This window comes from Bradyrhizobium sp. STM 3561 (assembly GCF_045571455.1).
GTDB classification, from domain to species: domain Bacteria; phylum Pseudomonadota; class Alphaproteobacteria; order Rhizobiales; family Xanthobacteraceae; genus Bradyrhizobium; species Bradyrhizobium vignae.
Genome location: NZ_CP120695.1, coordinates 7134429 through 7150317, shown reverse-complemented (window position 1 = coordinate 7150317; position 15889 = coordinate 7134429). Strand labels below are relative to the sequence as shown.

At 64.6% G+C, this 15889-nt stretch carries 14 protein-coding genes; 9 read left to right on the top strand and 5 right to left on the bottom strand.

Annotated features, from left to right (window positions below):
• Window positions 1–338: 338 nt before the first annotated feature.
• The 6 genes from P6U28_RS33845 (at window position 339) to P6U28_RS33820 (ending at window position 5854) form a co-directional block, all read left to right on the top strand.
• Window positions 339–950: a sigma-70 family RNA polymerase sigma factor gene (locus tag P6U28_RS33845; RefSeq protein ID WP_122406135.1), complete on the top strand. Its 612-nt coding sequence runs from the start codon at window positions 339–341 to the stop codon at window positions 948–950.
• Between the two features lie 407 nt (window positions 951–1357).
• The gene (locus P6U28_RS33840) at window positions 1358–2056 is read left to right on the top strand and encodes a cytochrome c biogenesis CcdA family protein (RefSeq protein ID WP_407120608.1); all 699 of its coding nucleotides are present in this window, start codon (window positions 1358–1360) and stop codon (window positions 2054–2056) included.
• Window positions 2057–2086: 30 nt separating this feature from the next.
• Entirely contained in the window at window positions 2087–2650 is a 564-nt protein-coding gene (locus P6U28_RS33835) for a redoxin domain-containing protein (RefSeq protein WP_407120607.1), read from the top strand.
• 103 nt (window positions 2651–2753) lie between these two features.
• Window positions 2754–3728: a hypothetical protein gene (locus tag P6U28_RS33830; RefSeq protein WP_407120606.1), complete on the top strand. Its 975-nt coding sequence runs from the start codon at window positions 2754–2756 to the stop codon at window positions 3726–3728.
• 409 nt (window positions 3729–4137) lie between these two features.
• Window positions 4138–4731, top strand: a complete 594-nt coding sequence (locus tag P6U28_RS33825; protein ID WP_407120605.1) for a L,D-transpeptidase — start codon at window positions 4138–4140, stop codon at window positions 4729–4731.
• Window positions 4732–4816: 85 nt separating this feature from the next.
• A complete protein-coding gene (locus P6U28_RS33820; protein ID WP_407120604.1) occupies window positions 4817–5854 on the top strand; it encodes an amino acid ABC transporter substrate-binding protein in 1038 nt (345 codons plus the stop codon).
• Between the two features lie 196 nt (window positions 5855–6050).
• On the opposite strand, the gene P6U28_RS33815 is transcribed toward P6U28_RS33820, so the two are convergent.
• Both P6U28_RS33815 and P6U28_RS33810 read right to left on the bottom strand, forming a co-directional pair.
• The gene (locus tag P6U28_RS33815) at window positions 6051–7190 is read right to left on the bottom strand and encodes an acyl-CoA dehydrogenase family protein (protein WP_407120603.1); all 1140 of its coding nucleotides are present in this window, start codon (window positions 7188–7190) and stop codon (window positions 6051–6053) included.
• Window positions 7191–7340: 150 nt separating this feature from the next.
• Window positions 7341–8540, bottom strand: coding sequence for an acyl-CoA dehydrogenase family protein (locus P6U28_RS33810; RefSeq protein WP_407120602.1), 1200 nt, complete (start codon window positions 8538–8540; stop codon window positions 7341–7343).
• 137 nt (window positions 8541–8677) lie between these two features.
• On the opposite strand from P6U28_RS33810, the gene P6U28_RS33805 reads away from it, so the two are divergent.
• A complete protein-coding gene (locus P6U28_RS33805; RefSeq protein WP_122406143.1) occupies window positions 8678–9223 on the top strand; it encodes a carboxymuconolactone decarboxylase family protein in 546 nt (181 codons plus the stop codon).
• A gap of 88 nt (window positions 9224–9311) precedes the next feature.
• Window positions 9312–9806, top strand: a complete 495-nt coding sequence (locus P6U28_RS33800; protein ID WP_407120601.1) for a VOC family protein — start codon at window positions 9312–9314, stop codon at window positions 9804–9806.
• A 129-nt stretch (window positions 9807–9935) separates the two neighbouring features.
• Here P6U28_RS33800 and P6U28_RS33795 read toward each other — a convergent pair whose 3' ends face one another.
• Entirely contained in the window at window positions 9936–11171 is a 1236-nt protein-coding gene (locus P6U28_RS33795; RefSeq protein ID WP_407120600.1) for an MFS transporter, read from the bottom strand.
• Window positions 11172–11296: 125 nt separating this feature from the next.
• Complete coding sequence (locus P6U28_RS33790) at window positions 11297–12544, bottom strand: MFS transporter (RefSeq protein WP_407120599.1); 1248 nt, start codon at window positions 12542–12544, stop codon at window positions 11297–11299.
• 185 nt (window positions 12545–12729) lie between these two features.
• On the opposite strand from P6U28_RS33790, the gene P6U28_RS33785 reads away from it, so the two are divergent.
• Window positions 12730–14799, top strand: coding sequence for a prolyl oligopeptidase family serine peptidase (locus P6U28_RS33785; protein ID WP_407120598.1), 2070 nt, complete (start codon window positions 12730–12732; stop codon window positions 14797–14799).
• A 226-nt stretch (window positions 14800–15025) separates the two neighbouring features.
• Here P6U28_RS33785 and P6U28_RS33780 read toward each other — a convergent pair whose 3' ends face one another.
• Entirely contained in the window at window positions 15026–15697 is a 672-nt protein-coding gene (locus P6U28_RS33780) for a DUF938 domain-containing protein (protein ID WP_407120597.1), read from the bottom strand.
• Window positions 15698–15889: the final 192 nt, after the last annotated feature.

Sequence of the window (15889 nt, the reverse complement as noted above, 5' to 3'; positions counted from 1 at the left end):
CCACCGCCCGCACGGTGCCGCTTTGACCCGATCAAACGCCCTGGACCGGCGCTTCCCCTCCGCGAGCACGGCATGGGTGCCGCGCCACCAAACGCAATCCTCCGAAATACGTTCCCGGCGCCTGCGCCGGCATCAAAACCTCCGCCCCGTATTTCCCGTATATTGAAATTCCACGACTTTTTGCCCCGAATGTTTCGTCGACCCATTTGCGACGAAACAATTTGGCGGCGCACGAAACCATTTTCCGCTTTTCGTGCAGACGTCCCGAAACGTTGGCTCATTAACACTTTCACCGAAGGAAACGCCGCTCGGTTGCGGCGGTACGGGGAGCCAAGTCCATGCGGAACGTCATCGCCATCAACGCCCAGGCCAGCCAGAGCATCATTGCCGCTCAGGCGACTTCGGACGACATGCTCCTCGAAAGCATCGCCGACGGCAACCGTACCGCCATGCACATGCTTTATTGCCGGCATAATGTGCGGGTGTACCGCTTCATCCTGCGCATCGTGCGCGACGCCACCACGGCGGAAGACCTGGTCAGCCAGGTGTTTTTGGACGTGTGGCGGACCGCCGGCCAATTCCAGGGCCGCTCGCAGGTGTCGACCTGGCTGCTCTCGATCGCCCGCTTCAAGGCGCTGACCGCGATGCGCCAGCGCCGCTTCGAGGACATCGACCAGGAAGACGTCCGCCAGATTCCCGACGATCACGATACGCCCGAGACCTCGCTCGATCGCAGCGACACCAGCGCCATCCTGCGCGCCTGCGTGCAGAAGCTGTCGCCCGCGCATCGGGAGATCATCAATCTCGTCTACTACCACGAGAAGTCGGTGGAGGAGGTCGGCCAGATCATCGGCATCCCCCAGAGCACGGTGAAGACGCGGATGTTCTACGCCCGCAAGCAACTGGCCGACTTGCTCAAGGGCGCCGGCGTCGATCGCTTCGCGGCCTGAAGTTCAGATATATCTCAAGAGGATAGGACCATAGCTTGGGTTCTACCGGGACACGGAAACGTTACCGCCGACGAAACAATTGAAACAAACGACAACATCAGGCGGAAAAACTTCCCCCCTATAAAGCTCGCATACGGTTTCGTTAAACCTCCCAAGACCTCCAACGACCCGGACGATGCCCCGTCCGGGTCGTTTTGTATTTGGGGCGCCCGGACGCCTCCGCATCGTCATGGCCGGGCTTGACCCGGCCATCCACGCCTTCCTGCGCGACAAAGAACGTGGATGCCCGGGACAGGCCGGACATGCCGGGCTCGGCAAATTCCGCCCCCGTCACGAAGCCGTGACGCGGCGTAACGATCGACGCGCGACGGACGAACTGCCCTCGTGACCTCATCCACGAGTGCCTCATGCTCGCACTGATCTTCGCTGTCCTCGCCGGCATCCTCACCATCGCCGCGCCCTGCACATTGCCGGTGCTGCCGATCCTGCTCGGCGCCTCGATCGGGCGCGCGGGACATCTGCGACCGGCGATGATCGCGCTCGGCTTCGTCATTTCGTTCTCCGCAGTCGCACTGCTGCTCGGCGCGATCACGCACCTGTTCGACTTCGATCCGAACGTGCTGCGCGAAGCCGCATCCATCCTGCTGCTCGGCTTCGGCCTGTTGATGCTGTGGCCCGCGCCGTTCGAATGGCTGTCGATCCGGCTCAATGGCTGGCTCGCTCTCGGCAGTTCGAGCGGCGCGCAGCGCGAGGGCGCGCTCGGCGGGCTCGTGCTCGGCACCACGCTGGGTCTGGTCTGGACACCCTGCGCCGGGCCGGTGCTCGGCTCGATCCTGACGCTGGTGGCGACGTCGAAGGATGTTGCCTGGGCCGGCACGCTGCTGGTCGCCTACGCCATCGGCGCGGCGATCCCGATGCTGGCAATCGCCTATGGCGGACAGGCCGCGACGACGCGCGTGCGCAGCCTCGCGCGGATCTCGCCACAGCTGCAACAGGGCTTTGGAATCGTCGTGATCGGCTTCGCCGTTGCGGCCTATTTCCAGTACGACACGCTGATCGTGGCGTGGCTCACCGGCTTCTATCCCACCGGCCAGATCGGCTTGTGATCACCCTCATTTTCACCGGAGGACTCGTCCATGACTGTCAAACTGCTCGCCGTAAGCGCCGCATTGATCGGCATCACCGTCACCGGCGCCGTCATCCCCGGCATCTGCGACGAGGCTGCGCGTGCCACACCCATGGTCACCGCTGCCGCGAGCCAACAGACCGCGCCCGACTTCACCGGCATCAGCAACTGGTTCAACTCGAAGCCGCTCAGCATCGCCGATCTCCGCGGCAAGGTCGTCCTGGTCGACTTCTGGACCTATGGCTGCGTCAACTGCGTCAACACGCTGCCGCACGTCACCGAGCTCTATGCCAAGTACAAGGACAAGGGCCTCGTCGTGGTCGGCGTGCACACGCCGGAATTCCCGTTCGAGCGCTCGGCCGCCAACGTGCAGGCCGCGCTGAAGCGCCACGGCATCACCTATCCGGTGGCGCAGGACAACGATTCCAGGACCTGGAACGCCTATCGCAACCAATACTGGCCGGCACAATACATCATCGACCAGGGCGGCAAGATCGTGTTCCAGCACGCCGGCGAAGGCAGCTATGAGCAGATCGACCGCACCGTGGCACGGCTGCTGAACGTCAATAGCTGACGCCGCACGGCCAGCGCGCGGCGGGTTTCAGTTGTCGCCCTTGTTGCTTGACTCCACGGACCCGTCCGTGGAGTTTCGCAAGCGACGCAATCAGCCGCCAGCAATGGACGACACGCCCAGCCATAGCGACATTCGCCTTCGTGAAGGCTCTTCGATCGCGCAGCGGCTGGTCATGTCCGGCTTTGCGGTCGCCGTCGCACTCTGCTTCACGCCGGGCCTGTTCACCCAGGACATTCTGGAGATCTTCATCTCGGTGGTCGCGCTCCTGGTCGGCGCGGGATTCGTCGTCGGCATCATGCTGGCGCCGGCCGTGGTGTGGATCATCACGCCGAACGAGATCCTGATCGGGCGGCAAAGTCCGTTCGGAAAGCTGCGCACGCGCATCGTGGCCAAAGACGACATCACGGGGTTGCAGGTCCCCGGCAGCAAGAGAGTGAAGGCCCGCTTTCAACTCGTCTTCACGCTGGCCTCCGGAGAACGCCTGACGTCTCCGCCGATCGCCGACGTCACCCATGTTCGCGACACCGTCGCCCGGATCGCCGCGCAGTTCGAGGTTCCCAATGTCGAGGAGCCCGTCAATCCGCTCGATGCCAGCAATCCCGAGATGCATCTCGGCGAGCCGCTGGAGGCGTTTTCCGCACGCGACATCAGGATCGCGTCGCTGGTCGCCGTCGCGTTGTCCGCCGTGCCCTACGCCTACAAGCTCTGGCGCGGATGGCCGCCCACCCATGTCGATATCCTGCTGCTGCCGCTCGGCGTGATTGCGGCGTTCGCCGTGCATCGCTACGCCAACCTCGTCACTGGCGCGTTCTGGATCATCCGCGAGGGCGACATCCGCGTCGAGCGCCTGTGGGGCGACGGCACGCCGCGTGCGGACCATATCGAGGGGCATGACGTGAAGACGATCACCGTGGAGCGCCGCGGGCGGTCCGAGGACGAACATTGCATCGTGACGATCCGCCTGCGCTCGGGACGGCGGTTTCGCAGCCCGCGGATCGGCTCCCGGATCGAGGCCCGCGCTGTGGGAACGGAGATCGTGCGGCGGCTGGGGATCGCGGCGGAGAGCAATAAGATCTAAAGCATGATCCGGAAAAGTGCGAAGCGGTTTTCCGGAAAGATCATGCGTAAACAACAAGCTAAAGCGCGATGACGATTCATCCAAATCTCATTGCGCTTTAGGGCCGACTGCCTCGGCATCGTCATGGCCGGGCTCGTCCCGGCCATCCACGCCTTGACCCGCCGCACGAAGAACGTGGAAGTCCGGGTGACGGCATCTGCGAATGCATTTCGGCTGCCCCACCCGGCGCGGATACCGCGGGCACTGCTTTTCGCGCCATCCCCCGTTTGTGGCATTGCTCCGGCCCCGTCAAAAAACCAAACCATTCTCGCGACATGGCAGGACAGCGCGTCATCAACTTGCCATGAACTTGCCCCTCAGGTTTGATGGTTCCGAATGATTTGCACTGTGGCAGCGGGGAGAGCTTGAAATGTCGGATTTTCGTCGCCTGACCGGGATTTTCATGGCTGCGATCGGACTGGTCCTGTCCACGCCGCACGCCTTCGCCCAGCAGCCGGACCACGGCGACGAGCCGGGCCTGATCGCGGACGATTCCTACCAGCTTGATCCGGAATGGCAGAAGCAGGTGGTCTACTTCCGCACCACGGAAGCACCGGGCACCATCATCGTCTCGACCGCCGAACGGCACCTCTATCTGGTGCAGCCCGGCGGGCGCGCGATCCGCTATGGCATCGGCGTCGGCCGCGATGGCTTTCAGTGGCAAGGGCTGGTGACCATCACCAACAAGAAGGAGTGGCCGGACTGGACGCCGCCGCCGGAGATGATCCAGCGCCAGCCCTATTTGCCGCGCTTCATGGCCGGTGGTCCCGGCAATCCGCTGGGCGCCCGCGCCATGTATCTGGGCACTACGGTCTACCGCATCCACGGCACCAACCGTCCCGACACGATCGGCACCAAGGTGTCCTCGGGCTGCTTCCGTCTCGTCAACAACGACGTCGCCGACCTCTACGATCGCGTCCCTGTCGGAACCAAGGTCGTGATCCGGCAGAAGCCCGAGCTTTAAGGGCTACGGTTCGAGCATGATCGCTCCGGTCATGCTCCGCCCCCTCCTCCAATTTCCTTTTCCCGATTATTTCGAGAGAGACATCATGCGCACTTTTCGAGGCGGCCTGCTGATCGGGCTCGCGGTCGCCGTGCTGGTCGGCGTCCTCGCCATCATCTATGAATTCTACGACACCCGCACCCTGAAGCGGACTGTTCGCCGCGGCGAGGTGCTGTGCGGCGTCAACAAGGGCCTGCCGGGCTTCTCGATCCCCGACGACAAAGGCAACTGGACCGGCTTCGACGTCGATTTCTGCCGCGCGGTCGCCGCGGCGATCTTCAACGACCCGGGCAAGGCGAAGTTCATTCCGCTCGACGCCAGCGAGCGCTTCAAGGAATTGCAGAGCCGGAAGGTGGACATCCTCTCGCGCAACTCGACCTGGAGCATGGCGCGCGAGCTCGACTACGACCTCTACTTCCCCGCCGTCGCCTATTACGACGGCGCGGGCTTCATGCTGCCCCGCTCGCGCAACAAGGAGACGTCGCTGGATCTGAGCGGCAGCAAGGTCTGCGTGCAGGCCGGCACCACGACCGCACTCAACGTTGCCGATTACTTCCGCGCCAACAACATGAAATACGAAGAGGTGAAGCTCGAAAACCTCGCCGACGTGGTGAAGGCCTACGACACCGGCAAGTGCGACACGTTCAGCGCCGACGTCTCGCAGCTCTACGCGCTCAGGCTCAACCTGTCCAAGCCCGGCGAGCACATGATCCTGCCGGACATGATCTCGAAGGAGCCGCTCGCCCCCGTCGTGCGCCAGCGTGACGACGATTGGATGATGATCGTGAAGTGGACGCTGTATGCGATGATCAACGCCGAGGAACTCGGGGTCACCTCGGAGAACATCGACGAGGCCCTGAAGTCGAAGAAGCCGGAAGTGATGCGCCTGGTCGGCACCGAGGGCAATTACGGCGAGCAGCTCGGCCTCACCAAGGACTGGGCCGCGCGCATCATCCGTCATGTCGGCAATTACGGCGAGATGTACGAGCGCAATATCGGCGAGAAGTCCAAGCTGAAGATCCCGCGCGGCATGAACCAGCTTTGGAATGCGGGCGGGGTGCAGTACGCACCGCCGATGAGGTAAGGGGCGGACTCGCCACTGTCATTGCGAGCGAAGGCTGGCCTCTCAATCGTCATGCCCGGGCTCGTTCCGGGCATCCACGTTTCCGAGGCACCAAAGAACGTGGATGGCCGGGACAAGCCCGGCCATGACGGCTCAGGGCAAGCGCTATCCACCACCTGCACGTGAGGCACGCGCTCGCGCCTCACATCCGACTGTCTCAATACCCCCGCGCGCGCGCCAGCTGCTCGGTGTGGTAGTTCGCATCGCCGAACAGTTCCTCGCACACCCTTGCGCGCTTCATGAAGAAGCCGATGTCGAACTGGTCGGTCATGCCCATGCCGCCGTGCATCTGCACCCCTTCCTGCACCGCGCGCGTTGCGGTGGTGCCGGCGCGGGCTTTTGCCACGGCGACGGCTGAAGTGGCTTTCGCAACGTCAGCGTCCAATGCCTGCAGTGCCTTCATCACCGCGGCGCGGGTGATCTCGATGTCGACATAGAGTTCGGCGGCGCGGTGCTGCAGCGCCTGGAATTCGCCGATCAGCTTGCCAAACTGCTTTCGGCTCTTGAGGTACTCGACGGTGCGGTGAAATACTTCATCGCTGAGGCCGACCATCTCGGAGGCGACCGCGCCACGGCCGATATCGAGCACGCCATCGAGCAGGGCCGAGCCCTGATCGATCTCGCCGAGCACGCTGTCGGCATTGACCTCGACATTGGCGAATTCGATCCGCGCCGCGTTGTGCGCATCGACCATGATGGTGCGCTCGATCGCGACGCCTTTGGCCTTGGGATCGACCAGGAACAGCGTCAACCCTTCGCGCTCGCCGGCGCTACCCGCGGTGCGCGCGGCAACGATGAGGAGGTCGGCGACATGGCCATCGACCACCAGAGCCTTGGCGCCCGAGAGCTTGAAGCCGTTGCCGGCGCGCACGGCCTGAAGGCTGGTCTGGAGCGGGCGATGCTTGGCGCCCTCGTCGATCGCGAGCGTCGCGAGCAGCGAGCCGCTGGCGATCTTCGGCAGATATTCCGATTTCTGCGCGGCATTGCCGCCGCGATTGAGCGCCGAGGCCGCGACCACGCTGGTGGCGAGGAAGGGCGACGGCATCAGGGTGCGGCCGATCTCCTCCATCACGACGCCGGCTTCGACATAGCCGAGGCCGCTGCCGCCGAATTCTTCCGGCACGAGCAGGCCGGCAAAACCCATCTCGGCGAAGGAGTGCCAAAACTCCTTGGAGAACCCGATGGGGTCCTTGCTGTCGCGCAAGTGGCGCAGATGCGACACCGGCGCCTTGTCGCTGATGAGCCCGCGCGCGCTGTCGCGGAGCATCGATTGTTCTTCGGTGAGGACGAGGGCCATGTGCAAAGTTCTCTAGCGTTTGGCGGAATGTGTAATTGTTGCTGTCGTTCCGGGGCGGTCGAGGACGCAAACCACGGAGCGCAATTGCGCTCCGGAGAATCTCGAGGTTCCGGGTTCGGTCCTGCGGACCGCCCCGGAACGACGGTGGAATTAGGCCCCCGGCAGATCCAGGATGCGCTTGGCGACGATGCCGAGCATGACCTCGGACGTGCCGCCTTCGATCGAGTTGGCCTTGGTGCGCAGCCAGGCGCGCGGGCGCGCGCCCTGCTTGGAGCGCTCGCTCTCCCATTCCAGCGCATCGACGCCGCCGGCCGACATCAGGATCTCGTAGCGGCGCTTGTTGAGCTCGGTGCCGTAATATTTCATCGCCGAGGAGAACGCCGGATGCGCCTGCCCGGCCTTGGCGAGATCGACCGCGCGCTCGGCGCAGGCCGCGAGCGCGGCCTCATCGACATCGAAGCGCGCGATCTGGCCGCGCAGCATGGCGTCGTCGAGCCTGCCTTGGCCATCGGTGCCGACCGAGTCGGCCGCGATCTGGCCGAGCGGCCGCCCGACGCCGCGCTCGCCCATGCCTGAGATCATCGCGCGCTCGTGCTGGAGCAGATATTTCGCGACGTCCCAGCCGCGGTTGACTATGCCGACCACGTGCGACTTCGGCACGCGGACATTGTCGAAGAAGGTCTCGCAGAACGGCGAGTAGCCGGAGATCAACAGGATCGGCTTGGTCGAGACGCCCTTCGAGGTCATGTCGAACAGGATGAAGCTGATGCCGTCGTGCTTCTTGGCCGTGGGATCGGTGCGGACCAGGCAGAAGATCCAGTCGGCGTAGTTGGCATAGGACGTCCAGATCTTCTGCCCGTTGATGATGAAGTCGTCGCCGTCGCTCTCGGCCCGGGTCTGGAGCGAGGCGAGATCGGAGCCGGCATTCGGCTCGGAATAGCCCTGGCACCAGCGGATCTCGCCCGCGGCAATCTTCGGCAGGTGCTCCTTCTTCTGCGCGTCATTGCCATATTTCAGGAGCGCCGGCCCGAGCATCCAGATGCCGAAGCTCGACAGCGGCGGGCGGGCACCGATCCGCGCCATCTCGGCGCGCAGCACCTTGTGCTCGGCGGCTCTGAGGCCACCGCCGCCGTACTCCTTCGGCCAATCAGGCACGGTCCAGCCCTTGTCGCGCATGCGCTCGAACCAGATGCGCTGCGGCTCGGACGAGAATTTTGCATTGCGCCCGCCCCAGAACACGTCGGCATCCGACGTGGCAGGCTTGCGCATCTCCGGCGGGCAGTTGGCTTCCAGCCAGGCGCGCGTCTCGTTGCGAAATCGTTCGAGTTCGGCGGATTCAGTTTCGCTCATGGTCGTTTCCATCACTCAAAAATCGACTTGTTGTGCGCGACTCTGGGCCATCGCACCGTGGAATTCAACCACTTCCGCAGGCGTGCATTCCGCTATAGTCGAGGGCATGGCGGCTTGAAAACAAAGAGGAAACGACAATGCGCCTGAAGCTTCTTTCGCCTGGCGAAATGAACGAGAGCCAGCGGCAGACCTATGACGAGTCGATTGCCGGCAAGCGCGGCAAGCCGCCGGCGCCGATGATGGCCTGGCTCAACAGTCCGGAGATGGCCCGTCACGCCACGCGGCTGGGCGAGGTGCTGCGCTTCGACACGATCTTCCCCGCCAAGCTTTCGGAGATCGCGATCCTGGTGACGGCGCGGCACTGGACCGCGCATTACGAATGGTACGCGCACAAGCGCCTCGCGCTCGCGGGCGGGCTGAACCCCGACATCATCGACGCCATCCGCGACCGCCGCACGCCTGATTTCGACGATCCCCAGGGACAGATGATCTACGACGTCGCGAAGTCGCTGCATGAGGGGCACGGCGTCGAGAAGGGACTCTACGACGCGGCGGTGAAGCTGCTCGGCGAGCGCGGCGTCGTCGAGGTGATCGGGCTGTGCGGCTATTACACGCTGGTGTCGATGACGCTGAACACGTTCGAGTTCGGCCTGCCCGACGGTGAGGTGTCGGAGCTGGCTTAGTTCTGATCCGGAAACGCTGGGTTTCGGGATCGGCGGTAGCACCATCTAGGAGCCCGCCTTATGTGCATGTTTTCAACGGAGCATTCACATGCCGCAGAACCAAGCCATCCATGCCGGCACCAGGATCGGCCACGTTCATCTCAAGGTCGCCGACCTCGATCGCGCGCTCGGCCTCTATTGCGGCGTGCTCGGCTTCGAGCTGATGCAGCGCATGGGCTCCGGCGCGGCCTTCATCTCGGCGGGCGGCTATCATCATCACATCGGGCTCAACACCTGGGAGAGCAAGGGCGGCTCGCCGCCACCGCCGGGCACGACGGGGCTCTATCACACCGCGATTCTCTATCCGACCCGGCCTGCGCTGGCGGATGCGCTGCACCGGGTGCTGACGGCCGGCATTGCGCTGGACGGCGCCAGCGACCACGGCGTCAGCGAGGCGCTGTACTTGCGCGATCCGGATCAGAACGGGGTGGAGCTGTATTGGGACAAGCCCAGGGAGCAATGGCCGTTCGGGCCGGATGGGAAGCTCGCGATGGTCACCAAGCGGCTGGATGTGGAGGATTTGCTGAGGCAGCGAGAGGGGTGACCTGCGCTCCCTCCACGCGTCATTGCGAGCGCGGCGAAGCAATCCAGACTGTCACCGCCGAGACGGCCTGGATTGCTTCGTCGCCAGGGCTCCTCGCAATGACGGAGATTGTTGAACGGCCGTCGCGCCCTACGTGAGCTTCGCTCTCGGCTTACCCCGCACCAAGATCAGCGCCGCAGCCGCCACCTCCAGCACGAAGCAGAGATAGAACGGCAGCGTGTAGCCACCGGACCAATCACGCAAGGCTCCGACCACGCCGGGGCCGAAGGCGTAGGTGACCTGGTTGATCGCGGTGTTGAGGCTGATCAGCACGCCGAACGAGGCGGTGTCGAACTCCTGCTGCACGATCAGCGATGGCAGCGTGATGAGATTGCCGACGGAGAAGCCGAACACCGCGCAGGCGGCGATCAGCACATAATCATTGTGCAGGTTGATGACGGCGCACAGCGCCGCCGCCTGACTCAGGAACGACAGCGCCGAGGCAAGGCGCTGGTTGAGGCGGTCGATCACCAGCGAGAACAGCACGCGGCCGACCACCGCCATCGCGGTCAGCACGGCTAGTGCAACCGCAGCGCGCTCGCGGCCGATCACGGGATCGAGGAACGAGATCAGGTGCACGATGAAGCCGACTTGCGCGAACAGCACCAGCGCAAAGGCGATCGTGACGGTGAGGAAACTGATGTCGCGCAGCGCAGCCTTGCGGATCTCCGTCGAGGACTGCGGCATCTCTTTCCCTGCCGCGAGCCCGCCATGATGACCCGGCGGCGAACCAACGGCGAGCAGGATCACCGGCACGAGCAGCATCAGCATGGCGCCCGCGGCGGCATACATCGCACTGGCGAAACCGAGTTGACCGATCAAGCTCACCAGCAAGGGCACGCCGGCGATGCCGCCAAAACTGGCGCCGTTCAGCGCCAGGCTGATCGCCATGCCGCGCTTGTCGTCGAACCACAGGCTGATCGTGTTGGTGATCATGGCGAGACTGGTGCCGGCCCAGCCGAAGGCGAGCACGGCATTGGCGAGGTACAGCTGCCAGGGCTCGCGCACCGCGCCGATCGCAACCGCAGCCGCCGCCATCGCCAGCGTGCCGGCAATCAGGCAGAGGCGCGGGCCGTATTTCCGCACGGCTTCGCCGACGAACACCACCAGCAGCGCGCCGAACAGATAGAAGAACGTCGTCCCTGCGGAGATCAGCGAGGTCGGCCAGCCGCGGGCGCGCTGGAGCTCGGCGACGTAGACGCTCTGGCCGTAGAAGCCGAGCCCCCAGCCGAAGGTCGCGAGCAGGAAGCACACGGCGACGATGCGCCAGCCTTCGTAGCGGAGGAAGGATTCGTCGGTTCGAGGCTGTTGAGAATTGTCGAGCATGCGCGGCGCCCACGACGTGGATGGCCGGGACAAGCCGGCCATGACGCATTCAATTAATAGCTCGCTTCAGAAAATCACTTCGACGCAGCTCGAACCATCGGCGCTGCTGACAACCTCCTGCCAGTTCACACCGCATCCGGAAACTCACCCATGGCTGCGTCCAACCGCGCCTTGCGGCGGCGGGCCCAGGAGACCAGCGAGAGCACGATAAGCCCGAGCACGACCGGCGGGAACACCACCATGTTCACGGCCGACCAGCCGTAATTGGCGAGCAGCTGGCCCGAAGAGAACGAGCCGATCGCCATCATGCCGAACACCAGGAAATCGTTGAAGGCCTGCACCTTGTTGCGCTCCTGCGGCCGATGCGTCTCCAGCACCAGCGCGGAGGCGCCGATGAAGGAGAAATTCCACCCGATGCCGAGCACGATCAGCGTCGCCCAGAAATGCATCGCAGTGAGGCCGGAGAGGCCGATGCCGGCGGCGCCGGCTTCCAGCAGCAGGCCGGCGGCCACGATCACAGGCGCACCGAAGCGGGCGATCAGCGCACCGGTGAAGAAGCTCGGCCCGTACATGGCGACGATGTGCCATTGAATGCCGAAATTGGAATCGGAGACGGACAAGCCGCACAGCTTCATGGCGAGCGGCGCCGAGGTCATCACCAGATTCATCATGGGATAGGAGATGACGCCGCACAGCGCCGCCGCGACGAAGCGCGGCTGGCTCACGATCGTGAGCAGCGGCCGCCCGCCATGCAGATCGGCCGGCCCGGGTTTTGGCATATCGACGCCGGCGACGATGCCCGTGGCGACCAGCGCCACCGCGGCCTGCACCAGGAAGCTGAAGGCGAACAGATAGGGCTGCCAGACGTCCATGGTCCATTGCACGAGCTGCGGACCAAGCACGCCGGCGAACACGCCGCCGGCCATCACCCAGGACACTGCCTTGGGGCGGTAGGCCGTGCTGGCGCCATCGGCGGCGGCGAAGCGATAGGACTGCGCCACGGCACCGTAGAGGCCGCCGAGGAAGGTCGCGAGGCAAAACAGCGCGAAGGAGCCGTGCAGGATGGCGAACGAGCCGGCAAGGCCCGTGAGCGTGCCGAGGCCCGTGCCGATGACGAAGGCCACGCGGCGGCCGAAGCGGCGCGAGATCGCGCCGGTCGGCAGCGTGCCGGCGGCAAGCCCGACCACATACATCGAGATCGGCACGGTCGCGAACGAGATGTCCGGGGCGAGCGTGGCGCCGACGATCGCGCCGGTGGCGAAGATCACGGCCGAGTTGGCGCCGGTCAGCGCCTGCGCCGCGGCAAGGCGCACCACATTGCTGCGCACGCGCGCGTCGTCGGCAATCTCGTCGGCAGCGGTCACATCAAGCATCGGCATTTCCGCCCAAGGGCTCTGTTGATTCCCGGCACTATGGAGGGACGCGCAAGGGCGGGCAACCGGCGCAAACGGACGCGGGCCATGCCGCTGACGCAATCGGTGGGATGATAGCGGACCGCGCTCTTGACGGCTTGCGCTCGATCAAATCCTATCCGCGGCGACTTGTTGGAGTTTCGTTCATGACCGTCGACGACAGGCCCACGCTCAGCGCTCCCGAGGACGATCCCTGGCTGTGGCTGGAAGAGATCGAAGGCAGACAGGCGCTCGATTTCGTCGAGCGGCAGAATCAACTCACGCTCGCCGCGTTCGGCGGCGCGGCCTTCGCGCGCGACCGCGACATTCTCGCGGCGATCTATGATCGTCCCGACAACATCCCCTATGTCAGCCGGCGCGGCTCCGATCTGCACAATCTCTGGAAGGATGCCGCCAACCCACGCGGCCTGTGGCGGCGGACTTCGCTGGCGGAATTTCGCAAAGCCGATCCGGCATGGGACACCATGCTGGACATCGACCAGCTCGCGAGAAGCGAAGGTGAAGACTGGCTGCTGAGCTCCATCGTCACGATGCCGGGAAGCTCGCGGGCGATCCTCAGCCTGTCGCGCGGCGGCAGTGACGCCGTTACCTTGCGGGAGTTCGACCTCACCACGAAGAGTTTCGTGACGAACGGCTTTGCATTGCCGGAAGCGAAGGGCGGCGTCGACTGGCTCGATTCCGACACGCTGCTGCTGTCGAGCGCCCATGGCGAGAGCATGGCGACGAGCTCGGGATACTCTCGGACCGTCCGCCTGTGGCGGCGAGGTCAGCCGGTCGATCAGGCCGAGGTGATCATCGAGACCACCGCTGATCACATGGCGATCTCCGGTGTAGCCGACGACACCGGTGCGGCGCCACGGGTGTGGATCGTCGACCAGATCGACTTCTTCAACTATGGCATATGGCTGCGCGATGCGGCCGGTAACATGACGAAGCTCGATCTGCCGACCGGGATCTGGATGCAGGCGCATCGCGACTGGTTCGCGATGAAGCTGCGCAAGGACTGGACCATCGGAGGCCGGACCTATGCCACCGACACCGTGCTCGGCATCTCGCTCTCGGCCTTCCTGGCCGGCAGTCGCGATTTCGCGGTGCTGTTCGAGCCCGCACCGCGGCGCGCGCTACAAGGCTTGTTCTGGGCCGCCGGCAAGCTGGTGCTATCTATTCTCGACGAGCTCAAGCCGTGCTTCGAGATCTGCACGCCATCGGCTGCGGGCTGGAGCCGCGAGACGCTTCCCGGTCTGCCCGAGATCGGCGTCGTCGATGTCTGGCCGCTCGATCGGCATGCATCCGAGAGCAACGGCGACCTGCTCGCCAATGTGCAGGACCCGCTCACGCCGCCCTCGCTGCTGCTGCTCGAACGCGGCGTCGCAAGCCCTGTTGTGCTGAAGCAGGCGCCGAAGACATTCAATGCCGACGGTCTCGTGGTGACCCAGCACGAGGCGATCTCCGTCGACGGCGAGCGCATTCCCTATGTCCAGACCGGCCCCGCTGCGGAGACCGGGGATGCGCCGGTCTATATGAGCGCCTATGGCGGCTTCGGACTTGCCGTGAAGCCGTATTACAACGCTTCGCTCGGCAGGCTATGGCTGGAGCGCGGCGGCACGACGGTGCAGGCGAATCTGCGCGGCGGCGGCGAGTTCGGCACGCGCTGGCACGATGCCGGCCGGCTCGCCGGCAAGAAGCTCTCGCACGATGATTTCGCGGCCGTGGCCGCCGATCTCGTGCGCCGCGGCGTGACGAGTGCGAAGCGCATCGCCGCGCAGGGCGGATCCAACGGCGGCATCCTCATCACCAACATGCTGGTGCGGTACCCTGAGCGCTTCGGCGCGCTGTTCTGCACCATCCCGCTGATCGACATGCGCCGCTACACGAAGTTGCTCGCCGGCGCGAGCTGGATCGCGGAATATGGCGATCCCGACAAGGCGGAGGAGTGGGAATGGCTGAAGACCTACTCGGCCTATCACAACGTGAAGGCCGGCCAGGCCTATCCGCCGATCCTGATCGCCACAACGCGGCGCGATGACCGCGTTCATCCCGGCCATGCCCGCAAGATGGCGGCAAAGCTCCAGGCGATGGGCTATGAGGCCTGGTTCTACGAGCCGGCAGCCGGCGGCCACGGCTACGGCAAGGACAACAAGGAGCGCGCGAGCTTCGAGGTGCTCGGCTTCCGGTTCTTGAAGGAGAGGATCGGATGGAGGGATGGCGCGGCGTGACAGCCTCTTGATTTGACCGACTGATTTGACCGACGCAAGTCCAGCGGGCCGTCCACCTCTCCCGATTGGTTTGCGGGACAGATCAGCGTGCTCGGGCGATGCGAAGCATCGTCCCCGCAGGGCGGGTGAGGGTTTTCTGCTCTAGGGAGTATCCCGTTGCGGAGTCACCCTTTCCTCCGCCCTCACCCGCGAGCGAGCGGGGGAGGGAGCGCACCGCCGTCGCGGCTTAGCGCGAAAACACCAGCGTCAGATTGTTCGCGGGCATCTCGATCGTCTCGACCAGGCGAAGGGCCACCGCGTTCGCCAACTTCTCGACGTCGCTGATGTCGCGCACGCCCCAGTCGGGATTGCCTTCGCGCAAGGAGGTGTCGAACACCGCATTGCTGATCGCAGTGTGCTTGCCGTCGCGCTTGAAGGGGCCGTAGAGGAACAGCTTGCCGTCGGGGCGCAGATAGCGGCCGGCGCCGGCGAACAGGCCTTCGGCCACGGCCCAGGGCGCGATGTGGATGACGTTGGCGCAGAACACGGCTGCGAGGCTGGTCGGTCCCTGCCCGCTTTTCATCTCCGGGCACCAGTCGGGATCGGTGAGGTCGATCCGCAGGGGTGAGCGGATGTTCGGCAGGCCCGCATGCACGCGCCAGGCTTCGATGCTCTTGAGGTGGCGCTGGTTGAGGTCGCTCGGCCACCAGATCAGGCCGGGTGTGTGGCGGGCGAAATGAACCACGTGCTGGCCGGTTCCACTGCCGAGTTCCACAACGTCGCCGGTCGTGCCGGCAAGATGCTTTTCCAGCGCCGCCCAGATCGGTTCGTGATTGCGATGGAAAGCCGGCGCATCGAGCCGGCCATCCGGCTCGACCCGTCCGCCGTCCCTGCCAAATTCAACGACGTATTCAGCCAAATGACGTCCCCAGAAAATGTGAAACAGAACACGGCCCTAGGGGCAAACGCCCGAGAATAATTTGCCAATCCCAGACGATGTGATGAATGAACTATCTCAACGGTTGCAATGCGGGGGATATTAATCCCATTTTGCCGCCTGCATAGTCTTGATTGTCAGGCGATGCCCTTTGTGCTTTTGAACAATTCCGCA